Origin of the sequence: Rhodosalinus halophilus (assembly GCF_003298775.1) — a bacterium.
Lineage (GTDB): Bacteria > Pseudomonadota > Alphaproteobacteria > Rhodobacterales > Rhodobacteraceae > Rhodosalinus > Rhodosalinus halophilus.
In genome coordinates this window covers 38,864-53,176 of sequence record NZ_QNTQ01000011.1, presented here as the reverse complement: position 1 = coordinate 53,176, position 14,313 = coordinate 38,864, and the positions used below count along the sequence as shown (strand labels likewise).

The window sequence follows — 14,313 nt, the reverse complement described above, 5'->3', positions numbered from 1 at the left end:
GTTGTCCTTCCCGTCCCCGTTGGTCCCTAGCCCCGGCCGCCGCGCCCGAAGACGCGGGCGATCAGCGTGGGCTCGCGCCGCGCCGCCGCGGCCTTGTCCAGTGCCTGCTCCGAGAGCGTGAAGAGCCGCTCGAGCTGTTGTGCGTGGCCCTCGATGGCGGTCTCCTTGTCGGCAGCGTCGGCCTTGAGCCGCCCGATCTCGCCCTGCATCGATTCGAGCGCGCCGGTCGCGCGCTCCAGCATCTCCAGCGAGCGGGCCGACATCTCGCCAAGCTTCGCCGCGCGCACTTCGGCCTCCTCGGCGGCCTCCAGCGCGCGGCCCGCGATGCCGGCCAGCCGGTCGCGGTCGCTCGTCGCCGCCTCCAGCGCGGCGGTCGCGCGGGAGAGCGCTGCGTCCTGCGCCTCGACCAGGGCGGCCAGCCGGTCGCGCATCGCGGCCGAGTCCTCGAGCTCGCCCGAAAGCTCCTCGATCTCGTCGAAGAGCGCCTCCATCAGATCGCCGGGCTTCGCCGGCCGGTCCGCCGCGGCGGCGGCAAGGTCGTCGGGCGCGGCGTCCAGATCGACCCGCAACCGCCCCTGGTTGTCGCGCCGCGCGGGGATCACGCCCTTGGCCGCCGCCTCGCGCAGCTTGAGCCGGCTGACGCCGAGCCGCGCCGCCGCCTCGGCCAGAGGCAGGAAGCTCGTGCGGCTGTCGGGCCCGTCCGCCATGCGCGCCTCAGATGATTCCCTGGTCGCGCCAGGCGGCGCGGGTCGCCTCGTCGATGCCGAGAATGCCGCCCAGCACCTCGTCGGTATGCTGCCCGAGCGCGGGGCCCACGTGGCGCACCGCGCCCGGCGTGTCCGAAAGCCGCGGCGCCACGTTCTGCATCTTCATAGGGCCGAAATCGGGGTGCTCGACCTCGACGATCGCCTGCCGCGCCTCGAAATGCGGATCGCGCAGCATGTCCTCGGCCTTGTAGATCAGCCCGCAGGGCACGCCGTTTTCCTCGAGAAGCTTCTCCAGCGGCTCCAGCTCCACGGTTTTCGTCCAGTCGTTGATCAGCGCGTCGAGTTCCGCCTGATGCGCGCCGCGCGCCGAATGGGTGGCATAGCGGTCGTCCTCGGCCAGCTCGGGCCGGCCCATCGCGGCGGCAAGGCGCCTGAACACCGTGTCCTGGTTCGCCGCGATCAGCAGATACTTGCCGTCCGCCGTCTCGTAGACGTTCGAGGGCGCGACGTTGGGCAGGATCGCGCCGGTGCGCTCGCGCACGTAGCCCGCAACGTCGTATTCGCTGACGAGGCTTTCCATCATCGCCAACACCGCCTCGTAGATCGCGCTGTCCACGACCTGTCCGCGGCCCGTGCGCTCGCGCGCGTGCAGCGCCATCATCGTGCCGAGGCAGGCGTAGGTCGCCGCCAGCTCGTCGCCGATCGAGATGCCCATGCGCGACGGCGGGGTCGATGGGTCGCCCACCACGTAGCGCAAGCCCCCCATCGCCTCGCCGATGGCGCCGTAGCCTGCGCGCTTGGCGTAGGGTCCGGTCTGGCCGAAGCCGGTGACGCGGACGAGGATGAGGCGCGGGTTGATCTTCGAGAGTTCCTCGTAGGAGAGGTTCCAGCGCTCCAGCGTGCCGGGGCGGAAATTCTCCAGCAGCACGTCGGACTGCGCGACGAGGTTGCGAATCACCTGCTGGCCCTCTTCGGTCCGCAGGTTGAGCGTGAGGCTCTTCTTGTTCCGCGCGACCACCGGCCACCACAGCGACTTGCCGTGCGGCTTCTCGCGGCCCCAGACGCGCATCGGATCGCCCACGCCGGGCTGCTCGCACTTGATGACCTCTGCGCCGAAATCGGCCAGCAGCTGCCCGCAGAAGGGACCGGCCAGAAGCTGGCCCATCTCGATCACGCGGATATCGGTCAGGGGCCCCTGCCGGGGCGGCGTGGCATCCGTCTCGCTCATCTTCGCTCCCTGTGCCGGGCCATGGTGCGCAATTTTCTTGCGTCTGGTGGCCCTGAGTCTCGCTCTTGTTGCCTTGGAGAATACAACGCTGTATCCAGAAGGGAAGAGGTTCGGAGAGAAAAAATGCCTGAGCTGCCAAAATCAGTTGAAATCGTCGAGGTTGCGGCGCGCGACGGTATACAAAATGAGCAGACGATCCTTTCGGTGGATACAAAGCTCGAACTGATCCGGCGCGCGATCGACGCGGGCGCCCGGCGGCTCGAGGTGACGAGCTTCGTCAATCCCCGGCGCGTGCCGCAGATGGCCGACGCCGACGACCTGGCCGCGCGCCTGCCACGAGGCGCGGCGCGCTACGTGGGTCTCGCGCTGAACGCCAGGGGTTTCGAGCGCGCGGTCGCCGCCGGGCTCGACGAGGCGAACTGCGTCGTGGTCGCCTCGGACACCTTCAACCGCCGCAACCAGGGCGTGGGCACCGAGGATACGCTCGCCACCTGGGCCGAGATCGCGCAGGCCGCGAAGGGGCGAATCGGCACCGGCCTCACGATCGGCGCCGCCTTCGGCTGCCCCTTCGAGGGCGAGGTGCCGCTCGCCCGCCTGTTGGAGGTGGTCGAGCGCGCGATGGCCCATCCACCGGACGAACTCGCGCTGGCCGACACGATCGGCGTCGCCTCGCCTGCGGACGTTCTCGAGCGTGTGGGCGCGGTGCGCCGGGCCTTCCCCGACGTTCCGATCCGCTTGCATCTGCACAACACGCGCAATACCGGGCTCGCCAACGCCTGGGCCGGGATCATGGCCGGGGCGGTCACCCTCGATTCCTCGCTGGGCGGGGTGGGCGGCTGCCCCTTCGCCCCCCGCGCCACGGGCAACATTCCGACGGAGGATCTCGTCTACATGCTGGACCGCGCGGGCATCTCCACGGGTCTCGACCTCGATGGCTGCATCGCCGCCGCCGAATGGCTCGAGGCGCAACTCGGGCACACGCTGCCCGGCATGGTGATGAAGGCCGGCGGCTTCCCCGCGCCCGAGGCCGCCTGATGGCCGAGGACGGCCGCCCCGCCAGCGCCGCCGACAGCGCCTATCTGACCCTTCGCGGCGACATCCTGTCGGGCGACCTGCCGGCCGACGAGCGGTTGACCGAGCTGGGCCTCGCCGAGCGGCTGGGCCTGTCGCGCACCCCCGTGCGCGAGGCTGTGAAGCGCCTGCTGATCGAGGGCTTTCTCACCCGCGCGCCGGGCGAGGGGCTGCGCGTGACCGCGCTGCAGGCCGACGAGGTCGAGCAGATCTTCCGCATCCGGCTGATGCTCGAGAGCTACGGCGCACGCCGCGCCGCCGAATTCGCCACCGAGGCCGAGATCGCCGAACTGTTCCGCCTGGCCGAGGAGATCAGCGCGCGGACTCCGGCCCGGTCGGACGCCGACTACGACGCGATGACGGAAGCCAACGCCGCCTTCCATCGCACGATCATGCAGGCGGCACGGTCGCCCCGGCTGGGCTCGATGCTCTCGCTCGCGGTCAACCTGGGCCTCGTTCTGCGCACCTACCGGATGTATTCGGCGCAGGACATGACCCGGCAGGCCCGCCACCACCACGACATTGCCGAGGCGATCGCCGCGCGCGATCCCGAATGGGCGGAAGCGGCGATGTCGCATCACGTTCTCGCCGCCGCGGCCATCGCGCGGGCGCGGCACGGTCAGGGCGGCAGCCGCCCGGCGGCCTGACGGCGCAGGCCCTCGGTCCTGCCGCGGGCGATCAGCGCTGGCGGGGTCGGCGCCATGTCTTCCAGCGGCGCCGGATGCGGATGGCGGCCGCCGAGACCGGTGGCCGGAGCGCCGGCAGATCGATCGCCAGAAGCAGCAGGCCCAGCGGCAGCATCCAGAGCCCCAGCACCGGCAGGAAAGACAGAACCCCGCCCGCGATCAGCGTGACCCCGGCCGGCACCCGCACGAGACGGGCTCTCGGGCTCTGCGCCGCGCGGATCACGGGCCGCATGCGCGGGGGCGCGGCGCGCGACAACGCCACGAACTGGCGCTCCAGCCGCCGGCTCTGCTTGTCCGGCGGCGTGCCTGGCCTCTGCCGCTGCGGGGCAGGGGCGGACGATGAGCGCGGGGAGGGCATGGGAAGAACGCTGTCTTTCATCGAATGCGCTTGGCGAGGGTGCAGGCGACAGAGATGTGAACGCGCGCGCCTCGGCGCAAGGCGCGCGGCTCTGCGCCAGCGCGTGGCGGCGCGTCACTCGGCATAGATCATCCGCCGCGTCATGCCGCCGTCGAGGATCAGCACCTGCCCCGTCACGAAACCCGCCCGGGCGAGATAGAGCACCGCCTCGGCCACGTCGGCGGGCCGGCCGACGCGGCCGGCGGGATGCTGTGCGTGATCCTCGCGGCTCAGGCGCTCGTCCTCCGCCGCGATCCATCCCGGCGCTATGGCGTTGACGCGCACCCTCGGCCCGAGGCTGATCGCCAGGGCGTGGGTCAGCGCGACGATGCCGCCCTTGGCGGCGGCGTAGGCCTCGGACCGGGGCTCCGACATGAAGGCGCGCGTCGAGGCCATGTTGACGATGGCGCCGCCCTCGCCAAGCAGCGGGGCCGCCGCGCGCGTCATCAGGAAGGCGCCGGTGAGGTGGCTGTCGGTGACGCGGCGCCAGTCGGCGAGCGAAAGCTCGGTGAGCGGGCCCGTGTCGGGCGCGGAAATCCCCGCGTTGTTCACCAGAAGGTGGAGCCGATCCCAGCCGAGTTCCGCGAAGGCGTCGCGCACGGAGTCCTCGTCGGCCACGTCGCAGCGGATGTGCCGGGCCGAGTCCGGCCCTTCCGCCAGATCGAAGGAGGCGACCTGCCAGCCGCTCTCGCCAAGCATGCGACAGATCGCCGTGCCGATCAGCCCGGCCCCGCCGGTGACGATGGCGCGTTTCATGCCAACTGGGTAGCGCGCGCCGGCCCGCCCGTCCAGCGCGGGGCGCCGTCAGCGGGTGGCGCTGCCGAAGAGCCCGGTGAGCGCGCGATGGACCACACCCGAGACCGACGGGCGCGCCGCGGCACGGAAGGGCAGGGGGCGGCAGACCTCCATCGCGGCGATGCCCACGCGGGCGGTCAGCGCGCCGTTCACCACGCCCTCGCCGAAGCGGCGGGAGACCCGGGACAGCAATCCGCCGCCCGCGACGGAGGAGATCAGATCATCGCCAACCGCGACCGCGCCCGTGGCCACAAGATGGGTGAAGACCGCGCGCAGCAGCCGCAGGCTGCCCAGCGTGCCGGAGCGTCCGCCGTAGATCTCGGCGATTCGCCGGATCATGCGGATGTTGGCGGCGAGCGCGCCCACGACGTCGGCCAGCGCGAGCGGCACCAGCGCGGTCACGGCGGCCACCTGCCGCGCGGCGCTCTCCACTTCGGCGCGGGCGCGGGCGTCGAGCGGCGCCAGAAGCTCACGCTCGACAAGGCCCAGAAGCGCCTCGGCGTCGAACTGCTCGGCCTTGCGCTCGGCGAGCCGGCTGCGCCCCCAGTCCGTCTCGGGCCGGCGGGCGTAAAGCGCCGTCAGGCGCTCGGTCAGCCGCCGGGCAGCCTCGAGGTCGCTGTCCGCCAGCGCCGCGTCGGCGGCCCGATGCAGCGCGTCGATCCGTGCGAGGCGCGAGAAGGCGGCCGCCTCCTTGACCGCGATCGCCGCCAGCACCGCCACGAAAGCGGCGAAAAGGGCGGTGACGCCCCAGCCCAGAAAAGGCTGACGCGCGATCAGCCCGGTGGCGAAGTCCCAGGCGGCGATCGAGATGACGGAGGCCAGAAGCGCCGCCAGAAGGCCCCAGAACCAGCGGGCCAGCCGCGAGGGCCGTGCGGCGGCCAGCGCCGCGGCCTGCTGCATGGCGCGGCCCTCCGGCGGCTCGGAGTCCGGGATCGGCGGCGCCTCGGCGGGCGAGCTGCGCGGCGTCTCCTCGTCGATCTCGATCAGTACCGGGCCGCGTCGGTCGGTCATCCTGTCGCATCCTTCTCGCGGTGCCAGTCCATGCGGACGTCCGGCAGCCCCTCGTCGTTGTCGCGCCCGTCGCCGCGATCCACTTCGCGGAAGCCCTCGCGCAGGTAGAAGCGGCGCGCCCCCGCGTTCGCCGCGAAGGTGCGCAGCGTGAGCGCGGCGCACTGCGCCTTGGCCGCCGCGAGCAGCGCGCGGCCGACGCCCCGGCCCGTGGCGCCCTCGCGGACGTAGAGCGCGTGGATGAAATGCCCCTCCCGGGCGAGAAAGCCCAGCGCGCGTCCATCCGCCTCGGCCAGCGTCACCCAGCCCTGGTCGATCATCCGCCCGCAATGCGCCACCGTCTCCGCGCCCGTCCAGAGTCGGGGCATCCAGGGCGTGCGCTGGGCGAAGCCGTGCAGGATCGCGCCGAGCGGACCCGCATCGAGCGGTTCTGCGCGGCGCAGCACGAGCGTCTGGGCTTCGGCGCTCACAGCCTGTCCCCGATCAGGAACTGTGCGGCGCGGTCGAGCCGGATATGCGGCGGCCCCTCGCCGGTGCGCAGGGTGAGCGGCGCCGGCGCGAAGCGCATCACGTCGTAGTCCGCGTCGAGCCAGCGTGCCGCGCCGCTTTCGGCCGCCGACAGCAGCTGCGCGGGATCCTCGGGCAATTCGCCCGGGTAGAAGGCCGCGCGCCGCCCGTCGAGCAGCGTGCCGCGCACCAGGTTCAGCGTGCGGCCCTGATGCTCGCGCGTCTCCTCGGTCGTCGCGCGCAGCGCGGCGAGCGCCATCGCCCGGGTCTCCGCGCCGGCATACTGCGCGCGGTCGCGCGCCTGGCGCAACAGGGCCTCCATGAAGGCGGTGAGCCGCGGGTGCTGGGTGTGATGCAGATGGTCGGCCTTGGTCGCGGCGAAGAGAATGCGCTCCACCCGCCGGCCGCGCAGAAGCTGGGAGAGAAAGCTGTTCTGTCCCGGCCGGAAGGCCGACAGGATGTCGGACATGGTGCGCGAAAGATCCGCCACCGCGGCGGGCCCGTGGTGGATCGCGCCGAGCGCGTCCACCAGCACCACCTGCCGATCGATGCGCGCGAAATGGTCGCGGAAGAAGGGGCGCACGATCCGCGTCTTGTAGGCCTCGAAGCGCCGCGCCATCTCGCGCCAGAGCCCGCGGCGCGGCGGAGCGCCTTCGCGCGGCAGCGGCGCGAAGGTCAGCGCGGGCGAGCCGGCCATCTCGCCCGGCATCAGGAAGCGCCCCGGCGAGGTGTCCGAGAGCCCCGCCTTGCGCATCGCGCCAAGCGCATCGGTGTAGGCCCGCGCCAGCGCCTGCGCCTCCGGCTCCGTCCAGTCGGCCTTGTCCCGCGCGGCGCGGGCGGCCTCCAGATAGGCCGCCGCCTCGGGCTCCGGCCGGCCCTCGAGCCGCATCAGCATCCCCTCGGACCAGGTGGCGTAGTCCTTTTCCATCAGGCCGAGGTCCAGGAGCCATTCGCCCGGATAGTCCACGATGTCGAGGTGCACGACCCGCGGCCCCTGAAGCCCGGCGAGCAGACCCGTGGACCGCACGCGCAGCGACAGACGCAGCTGGCTCACGGCGCGCGTGCCGTCGGGCCAGTGCGGCTCGGCCGCGGTCAGCGCGGCGAGATGGCGCTCGTAGTCGAAGCGCGGCACCGCGTCGTCGGGCTGCGGCTGCAGGTAGGCGGCCTCGATCCGGCCCTCCGCCGCGGCGACCAGCCCCGGCATCCGCCCCCGGTCCATCAGGTTGGCCACCAGCGAGGTGATGAAGACGGTCTTGCCCGCGCGCGACAGCCCCGTGACGCCCAGGCGGATCACCGGTTCGAAGAACGTCCCGCCGATCGTGTCCCCGACCCGTCCGACCCCGCGGGCCAATTCCTCGGCGAGCGTGCCTATGACCAATGCGGGGCTCCTTTCGATGGCGCGGCCAAGATAGGCGTGCGGCCGACGGGATGCCAGAGGGCCGGGGATTGCCGGGGGCGGCGCCCGGCGCTAAGGCGCTGCCCCATGCCCCGCTACGCGCTGAAGATCGAGTATCACGGCGGCCCTTTCGCCGGCTGGCAGCGGCAGGCGGGCCCGCCCACGGTGCAGGGCGCGCTCGAGGCGGCGCTCGCGCGGCTCGAGGGCGGCCCCTTCGCCGTCGCTGCGGCAGGGCGAACGGATGCGGGCGTGCATGCGCTGGGCCAGGTGGCGCAGGCCGAGACGGCGCGCGACTGGGACCCGTTCCGCCTGTCGGAGGCGCTCAACCACCACCTGAAGCCGCAGCCGGTCGCCGTGCTCGCCTGCGCGCGCGTCGGCGAGGACTGGCACGCGCGCTTCTCGGCGGTGGAGCGGCGCTATCTTTTCCGCATCCTGATGCGCCGGGCGCCGGCGACCCATGCCGCGGGCCTCGTCTGGCAGGTGCCGCGCGCGCTGGACGCCGGCGCGATGCGGGAAGCGGCCGCGCATCTCGTCGGGCGGCACGACTTCACCACCTTCCGCGCCGCGCTCTGCCAGGCGAAGAGCCCGGTCAAGACGCTGGACGAGCTCACGATCGAGGAGGTGGCGGGCCTCTGGGGGCCGGAGCTGTGGATCCGCGCCCGCGCGCGGTCCTTCCTGCACAACCAGGTCCGCTCGATCGTCGGCACGCTGGAGCGCGTGGGCGCGGGCGCCTGGGCGCCCGACCAAGTGCGCGCTGCGCTCGCCGCGCGCGACCGTGCCCGCTGCGGCCCCGTGGCGCCGCCCGAGGGGCTCTATCTATCCGCGGTGCGCTACCCCGACGACCCCTTCGCCTGACGCTCTTCGCCCCTTGCGGGGCTCATCGCCGGGTTTCGGCTCCGGTGCCGGGCGTCCCGGTCAGGGCAGGACCTTCGGAGCGGTGCGACGCAGCTGCCCATGCGCGCGACTCCGACGCCCAGGAAGGCCCTTCCCAAGCCGTGAGGCGCGCGCTAGAGAATGGCGCATGACGAGCCCGGTTTCCTCCGCCGCGACCCGACGCCGACGCGCCTGACGCCGGCCGCCCGTCCCTTGCGCGCGCAGGCCCGCGCGCGCTTTCCCCCACGTTGACTTGCCCCCGCCCCTCGGGCACTCAGGGGCTTCCTGCACGAGGACAGACGCATGATCCCTCCCGTTCTGCCGACCTACAATCGCGCGCCCCTCACCTTCGTGAAGGGCGAGGGCGCCTGGCTGACCGAGTCGGACGGACGACGTTTCCTCGACATGGGCGCCGGCATCGCGGTCAATGCGCTGGGCCACGCGCACCCCGCGCTGGTCGAGGCGCTGACCCGTCAGGCGGAGAAGCTCTGGCACGTCTCCAACCTCTACCACATCCCCGAGCAGCAGGCGCTCGCCGAGCGGCTGGTGGCCGAGACCTTCGCCGATACCGTGTTCTTCACCAATTCGGGCACGGAATCCTGCGAACTGGCGGTGAAGATGGCCCGCAAGTACTGGCACGCGCAGGGCACGCCGCGCAGCGAGATCGTGACCTTCGGGGGCGCCTTCCACGGCCGTTCCACGGCCGCCATCGCCGCCGCGGGCTCCGAGAAGATGACCGCCGGCTTCGGCCCGCTCATGCCGGGCTTCGTGCATGTGCCCTGGGGCGACCACGAGGCCCTGCGCGCCGCGGTGACCGAGCGCACGGCCGCCGTGCTGATCGAACCGGTGCAGGGCGAAGGCGGCATTCGCGTCCTGCCCGACCAGTGCCTGCGCGGCCTGCGCGCGCTCTGCGACGAGACGGGCGCGCTCTTGGTCCTCGACGAGGTGCAATGCGGCATGGGCCGCACGGGCCGCCTCTTCGCGCATGAATGGGCGGGCGTCGCGCCCGACATCATGATGGTCGCCAAGGGCATCGGCGGCGGCTTCCCGCTGGGCGCGGTGCTGGCCACCGAGACCGCCGGCGCACCGATGACCGCGGGCACGCACGGCTCGACCTACGGCGGCAATCCGCTCGCCTGCGCGGTGGGACTCGCGGTGATGGAGATCGTGGCGCAGCCGGAGTTCCTGGCCGAGGTCCGGGCCCGGGCGGGACAGCTCCGCCAGGGGCTCGAGAGCCTTGTCGCCACGCATCCGGAGGTCTTCGAGCAGGTGCGCGGCGCGGGCCTCATGCTCGGGCTCAAGTGCCGCCTGCCCGCGGCCGAGGTGATGAAGGCCGGCTTCGCCGAGGAACTGATCACCGTGCCCGCGGCCGACAACGTCGTGCGCCTGCTGCCGCCGCTCACGCTCACGACCGAAGAGGCCGAGGAGGCGCTGCGCCGCCTCGACCGGGCCGCCGACGCCGCCCGCGCCGCCGCGAGGGCCGCCTGACCCGGTCCTTCTTCTTGGTAAAAATATCCCGGGGGAGTCGGCGCAGCCGACGGGGGCAGCGCCCCCATGCCCCGCCAGCAACGGGCGCCACGCCATGACCCATTTCCTCGACATCCACACCACCGACCCCGCCGACCTGCGCGCCATGATCGACGAGGCGCGCCGGATGAAGGGCGCGCGCCAGGGCCGTCCGCGCGGCGCGCCCGATGCGGAGCAGCCGCTCGCCGGCCGCATCGTGGCGCTCATCTTCGAGAAGCCCTCGACGCGGACCCGCGTCAGCTTCGACGTGGGCGTGCGGCAGATGGGCGGGCAGACCATGGTGCTCTCGGGCGCCGACATGCAGCTCGGCCACGGCGAGACCATCGCCGACACCGCCCGCGTCCTCAGCCGCTACGTCGATCTGGTGATGATCCGCACCTTCGACGAGGCGGTGCTGCAGGAGATGGCCGAGCACGCGGACATCCCCGTGATCAACGGGCTCACCGACCGCACGCATCCCTGCCAGATCATGGCCGACGTGATGACCTACGAGGAACACCGCGGCCCGATCGCGGGGCGAAAGGTCGTCTGGTCGGGCGACGGCAACAACGTCTGCGCGAGCTGGCTGCAGGCGGCGGGGCAGTTCGGCTTCGACCTGACCTTCACCGGACCCGCGCAGCTCGACCCCGAGCAGGAATGGATCCGCTTCGCGCGCGACAGGGGCGCCGAGGTGCGGATCGAGCGCGACCCGATGGCTGCCGCCGCGGACGCCGACCTGATCGTCACGGACACCTGGGTCTCGATGCACGACGCGCAGTCGGCGCGCGAGCGGCGCCACAACCTCCTGCGGCCCTACCAGGTGAACGAACGTCTGATGGCCGCGGCGAAGCCCGACGCGCTCTTCATGCACTGCCTGCCGGCGCACCGCGAGGAAGAGGCGACGTCGGGCGTGATGGACGGGCCGCAGTCGGTGATCTTCGACGAGGCGGAGAACCGGCTGCACGCGCAGAAGGCGATCCTGCGCTGGTGCCTCGGCGTCTGAGCGGGCAGACGGGCGGCGGCCGCATCGCGGCGCCCGGCACGGCGCCGTTCAGAAGCTTGCGATCAGCGCGGCGAGATCGGGCTCCTCCACCGCCCGCGCGGCCTCCTCCGGGGACATCCAGGCGCGCCTGCGCTGATCCTCCTCGGGGAAATGGGCGGACAGCCGCGCCACCGGCAGGCTGAAGACCTGGACCTCGATCCAGAGGCCGCACCGCCCCTTGTCGCGCTTGAAGTAGCGATACTGCCCCACGGGCGCCACGGGACCATCGGCGGGGATCACGCCGGCCTCTTCCCAGGCTTCCTGTCGCGCACTTCCGGGGGCGTCGAGTCCTTCGATGGGCCAGCCCTTCGGCAGCACCCAGCGACCCGTGCCGCGGCTGGTGACGAGAAGCACCTCGCGGCCCGCGTCGCGCCCGCGATGGCAGATCGCGGCGACCTGACGGTGCAGGGCGCCGGCGGCGGCCGCGTCGGAGTATCCGCTCCAGTTGTCGCCGGGAGGGCGGGTCATGGCGTGCTTCCTGCTCGCGCCGGGTTGGATCCCGACGTTGGATGGACGTATATACGTTTGAGTTACTGCAAAGTAAAGCGCACGCTGCGCGAGCGCGACGCCGAACCCTCGAAACTGTGCTCCATTGCGCAAAAACGCGCCGGGCACGCGTTCGGTCAGCCACGCTTTCGTTTCGTTCGGAGCGTCGGCGCGGCGTCCAGCGGATCCTCCGGCCAGGGATGTTTCGGATACCGGCCGCGCATCTCCTTGCGCACCTCGGCATAGGACGTGGCCCAGAACCCCGGCAGGTCGGTCGTGGTCTGAAGCGGACGCCCCGCCGGCGACAGCAGCGTGATCCGAAGCGGGCGGCCCGCGACCTGCGGATGCGCCGCCTGTCCGAACATCTCCTGCAGACGCAGGGCGATTTCCGGAGTCTCGCCGGAATAGTCGATGGGCACCTCGCGGCCGAGCGGCGTCTCGAAGCTTGCGGGCACGGCGCGATCGAGCGCCTGCCGCTGCGGCCAGTCGAGACAGGCTTCCAGCGCCGGGAGCATGTCGAACCGCTTCCAGTCCTCTGCGGTGCGCACGCCCCCCAGGAACGGCAGCAGCCAGTCCTCGAGCGTCGCCATCAGCGCGGCGTCGGAAAGGTCGGGCAGGTCGAGCCCGGCCGCGCGCCCGAGCGCGACGCGCGCCTGAAAGCGCCGCGCGGCCGCCGAGGGGGACAGCCCCAGATCACGTATGCCCTCGAGCATCGCGCGCGCCACGGCGTCCTGCGGCGCATCGCGCCAGACGCGGTCATCGAGCGCGATGGCGCCCAGCCGTTCCTGCTGCCGCGCGACGACCCGCCGCGCGCGCCGCGACCATTCGCAGACGTCTCTCCAGCCGATTCGGTCGGCGAAGAGCGCGCGCAGCTCGCCCTCCGACACGGGCGCGGCCTGACGGATGCGCGCCTCGCGCGGGTCGCCGTCGAGATCGGTCGCCACGATCAGCCGCTGGCCTGCAAGCGGATCCTCTTCCGGCAGGACCGCGCCCTTGCCGCCCGAGAGCAGAAAGCGCGGCGCTGTCCCCTTGCGCCGCAGCCCGATGCGGTCCGGATAAGCCAGCGCCGCCATCGCGCCGGGCGAAAGCGCCGCTTGCGTGCCCTCGCGCGGTGCGGCCTTCGCCAGGCGCGCCGCCTCGGCGCCGATGCGGTCGAGGGTGGCGCGCCGCGGCTGCCACGCGCGCTCGGCGGCGAAGCGGGCCGGGTCGCGCAGCGCCTCGAGCCGCAGCGAGAGGTCCACCGGCGCATCGCGGGGCAGGGGGTCGCGCTCGGCGAGCAGGGCCGCGAGCGGCGCCGCGGCCCGCCCTGCGCTCACGAGCATGTGCCCGAGCCGCGGGTGGAGCGGCAGCGCGGCGAGAGTCCGGCCGTGCGCGGTGATGCGGCCGGCCGCGTCGAGCGCGCCGAGAAGCTGCAAGAGCGCAACGGCCTCGGCGTAGGCGGTCGGCGGAGGAGGGGTGAGAAACGGCAGCGCTTCGGGCGCCGCGCCCCAGAGCGCGAGTTCCAGCGCCAGCCCGGCAAGATCGGCGGCCTCGATCTCGGCCGGCGGGTGGGCGGCGAGCGCGCCCTCCTCGCCTCTCGACCAGAGACGGTAGGCGACCCCCGGTGCGACGCGGCCGGCGCGACCGGCGCGCTGCGTGGCCTCGGCGCGCGTCGCCCGTTCGGTCAGCAGCCGCGACATGCCGGAGCCGGGGTCGAACCGCGCCCGCCGCGCGCGGCCGCCATCGACCACCACGCGGATGTCCTCGATGGTGAGCGAGGTTTCGGCCACGGCGGTCGAGAGCACGATCTTGCGCCCCCGCCGTTCCGGCCGGATCGCCGCGCGCTGCCGGTCGAGCGGCAATGCGCCGTAGAGCGGACGGATCACGCAGTCCGGCGGCAGCCGCCCGTCGAGCGCCGCCTGCACGCGCCGGATCTCGCCCTCGCCGGGCAGGAACACGAGCACGCCGCCCTCGGTCTCCGCCACGGCGCGCGCCACCAGATCGGCGACGGCGGGCTCGAACCTTGCGCCCGCGGCAAGCGGTCTGTCGAGCCAGCGGGTCTCGACGGGAAAGCTCCGGCCTTCGGCGCGCACCACCGGCGCCGCCATCAGCTCCGCGAGCGCCGCCGTCTCGAGCGTGGCGGACATGGCCAGCAGGACGAGATCCTCGCGCAGCGCGGAGGCGACCTCGAGGCACAGCGCGAGGCCCAGATCGGCATTGAGCGAGCGTTCGTGGATCTCGTCGAAGATCACCGCGCCGATGCCGGACAGCTCCGGGTCCGACTGGATCATCCGGGTGAGCACGCCCTCCGTGACCACCTCGATCCGCGTGGCGTCGGAGACCGCGCTCTCGCCCCGGATGCGGAAGCCCACCCGCTGCCCGACGCGCTCTCCCAGGGTTTCGGCCATGCGCTCGGCCGCGGCGCGGGCGGCGATCCGCCGCGGTTCGAGCATGACGATGCGGCCTTCGGCCAGGCCCGCCTCGAGCAGCGCGAGCGGCACGCGGGTCGTCTTGCCCGCGCCGGGCGGGGCCTCGAGCACCGCGCGCCGGTCGCGCGCGAGCGCCTCCAGCAGATCGGGCAGCGCGGCGTCTATGGGCAGGGCCTGCGGCATTGCCGCCGTTATCGGGCTCG

At 72.9% G+C, this 14,313-nt stretch carries 14 protein-coding genes; 5 read left to right on the top strand and 9 right to left on the bottom strand.

Translation table 11 applies throughout. From position 1 onward, the window contains the following. Window positions 1-26: 26 nt before the first annotated feature. Together DRV85_RS12580 and DRV85_RS12575 are read right to left on the bottom strand one after the other, a co-directional pair. A complete protein-coding gene (locus DRV85_RS12580) occupies window positions 27-707 on the bottom strand; it encodes a hypothetical protein (RefSeq protein ID WP_113289827.1) in 681 nt (226 codons plus the stop codon). A 7-nt stretch (window positions 708-714) separates the two neighbouring features. Next, complete coding sequence (locus tag DRV85_RS12575; RefSeq protein ID WP_113289826.1) at window positions 715-1,935, bottom strand: CaiB/BaiF CoA transferase family protein; 1,221 nt, start codon at window positions 1,933-1,935, stop codon at window positions 715-717. 123 nt (window positions 1,936-2,058) lie between these two features. Between DRV85_RS12575 and DRV85_RS12570 the strand changes: the two genes are divergently transcribed. Further along, entirely contained in the window at window positions 2,059-2,970 is a 912-nt protein-coding gene (locus DRV85_RS12570; RefSeq protein WP_113289825.1) for a hydroxymethylglutaryl-CoA lyase, read from the top strand. Then, a complete protein-coding gene (locus tag DRV85_RS12565) occupies window positions 2,970-3,653 on the top strand; it encodes a GntR family transcriptional regulator (protein WP_113289824.1) in 684 nt (227 codons plus the stop codon). Before DRV85_RS12570 ends, DRV85_RS12565 begins: the two co-directional genes overlap by 1 nt. A 31-nt stretch (window positions 3,654-3,684) precedes the next feature. On the opposite strand, the gene DRV85_RS12560 is transcribed toward DRV85_RS12565, so the two are convergent. From DRV85_RS12560 to DRV85_RS12540, 5 genes are all read right to left on the bottom strand, one after another. After that, window positions 3,685-3,924, bottom strand: a complete 240-nt coding sequence (locus DRV85_RS12560) for a hypothetical protein (RefSeq protein WP_147238843.1) — start codon at window positions 3,922-3,924, stop codon at window positions 3,685-3,687. Between the two features lie 240 nt (window positions 3,925-4,164). Continuing rightward, entirely contained in the window at window positions 4,165-4,845 is a 681-nt protein-coding gene (locus DRV85_RS12555; RefSeq protein ID WP_113289822.1) for an SDR family oxidoreductase, read from the bottom strand. Window positions 4,846-4,893: 48 nt separating this feature from the next. Further along, a complete protein-coding gene (locus DRV85_RS12550) occupies window positions 4,894-5,895 on the bottom strand; it encodes a YcjF family protein (protein ID WP_113289821.1) in 1,002 nt (333 codons plus the stop codon). Further along, window positions 5,892-6,362 (bottom strand): GNAT family N-acetyltransferase, encoded by a 471-nt coding sequence (locus tag DRV85_RS12545; protein ID WP_233495505.1) that lies wholly within the window; start codon window positions 6,360-6,362, stop codon window positions 5,892-5,894. The genes DRV85_RS12550 and DRV85_RS12545 overlap by 4 nt, the downstream gene beginning before the upstream one ends. Then, a complete protein-coding gene (locus tag DRV85_RS12540; protein ID WP_113289820.1) occupies window positions 6,359-7,777 on the bottom strand; it encodes a YcjX family GTP-binding protein in 1,419 nt (472 codons plus the stop codon). Before DRV85_RS12540 ends, DRV85_RS12545 begins: the two co-directional genes overlap by 4 nt. A gap of 105 nt (window positions 7,778-7,882) precedes the next feature. Between DRV85_RS12540 and truA the strand changes: the two genes are divergently transcribed. From truA to argF, 3 genes are all read left to right on the top strand, one after another. Beyond that, entirely contained in the window at window positions 7,883-8,650 is a 768-nt protein-coding gene (gene truA / locus DRV85_RS12535; protein ID WP_113289819.1) for a tRNA pseudouridine(38-40) synthase TruA, read from the top strand. A gap of 321 nt (window positions 8,651-8,971) precedes the next feature. Further along, complete coding sequence (locus DRV85_RS12530) at window positions 8,972-10,156, top strand: aspartate aminotransferase family protein (RefSeq protein WP_113289818.1); 1,185 nt, start codon at window positions 8,972-8,974, stop codon at window positions 10,154-10,156. 94 nt (window positions 10,157-10,250) lie between these two features. Further along, a complete protein-coding gene (argF, locus tag DRV85_RS12525) occupies window positions 10,251-11,177 on the top strand; it encodes an ornithine carbamoyltransferase (protein WP_113289817.1) in 927 nt (308 codons plus the stop codon). A gap of 48 nt (window positions 11,178-11,225) precedes the next feature. Here the strand turns inward: argF and DRV85_RS12520 are convergent, their stop codons facing one another. Continuing rightward, entirely contained in the window at window positions 11,226-11,684 is a 459-nt protein-coding gene (locus DRV85_RS12520; protein ID WP_113289816.1) for an NUDIX hydrolase, read from the bottom strand. 155 nt (window positions 11,685-11,839) lie between these two features. After that, a complete protein-coding gene (gene hrpB / locus DRV85_RS12515; RefSeq protein WP_113289815.1) occupies window positions 11,840-14,293 on the bottom strand; it encodes an ATP-dependent helicase HrpB in 2,454 nt (817 codons plus the stop codon). Window positions 14,294-14,313 lie beyond the last annotated feature (20 nt).

Bases quoted from the DNA above. Each gene is read 5' to 3' on its own strand.
- DRV85_RS12580 (WP_113289827.1), bottom strand. From the start codon at position 707: ATGGCGGACGGGCCCGACAGCCGCACGAGCTTCCTGCCTCTGGCCGAG.
- DRV85_RS12575 (WP_113289826.1), bottom strand. From the start codon at position 1,935: ATGAGCGAGACGGATGCCACGCCGCCCCGGCAGGGGCCCCTGACCGAT.
- DRV85_RS12570 (WP_113289825.1), top strand. From the start codon at position 2,059: ATGCCTGAGCTGCCAAAATCAGTTGAAATCGTCGAGGTTGCGGCGCGC.
- DRV85_RS12565 (WP_113289824.1), top strand. From the start codon at position 2,970: ATGGCCGAGGACGGCCGCCCCGCCAGCGCCGCCGACAGCGCCTATCTG.
- DRV85_RS12560 (WP_147238843.1), bottom strand. From the start codon at position 3,924: ATGCGGCCCGTGATCCGCGCGGCGCAGAGCCCGAGAGCCCGTCTCGTG.
- DRV85_RS12555 (WP_113289822.1), bottom strand. From the start codon at position 4,845: ATGAAACGCGCCATCGTCACCGGCGGGGCCGGGCTGATCGGCACGGCG.
- DRV85_RS12550 (WP_113289821.1), bottom strand. From the start codon at position 5,895: ATGACCGACCGACGCGGCCCGGTACTGATCGAGATCGACGAGGAGACG.
- truA (WP_113289819.1), top strand. From the start codon at position 7,883: ATGCCCCGCTACGCGCTGAAGATCGAGTATCACGGCGGCCCTTTCGCC.
- DRV85_RS12530 (WP_113289818.1), top strand. From the start codon at position 8,972: ATGATCCCTCCCGTTCTGCCGACCTACAATCGCGCGCCCCTCACCTTC.
- argF (WP_113289817.1), top strand. From the start codon at position 10,251: ATGACCCATTTCCTCGACATCCACACCACCGACCCCGCCGACCTGCGC.
- DRV85_RS12520 (WP_113289816.1), bottom strand. From the start codon at position 11,684: ATGACCCGCCCTCCCGGCGACAACTGGAGCGGATACTCCGACGCGGCC.
- hrpB (WP_113289815.1), bottom strand. From the start codon at position 14,293: ATGCCGCAGGCCCTGCCCATAGACGCCGCGCTGCCCGATCTGCTGGAG.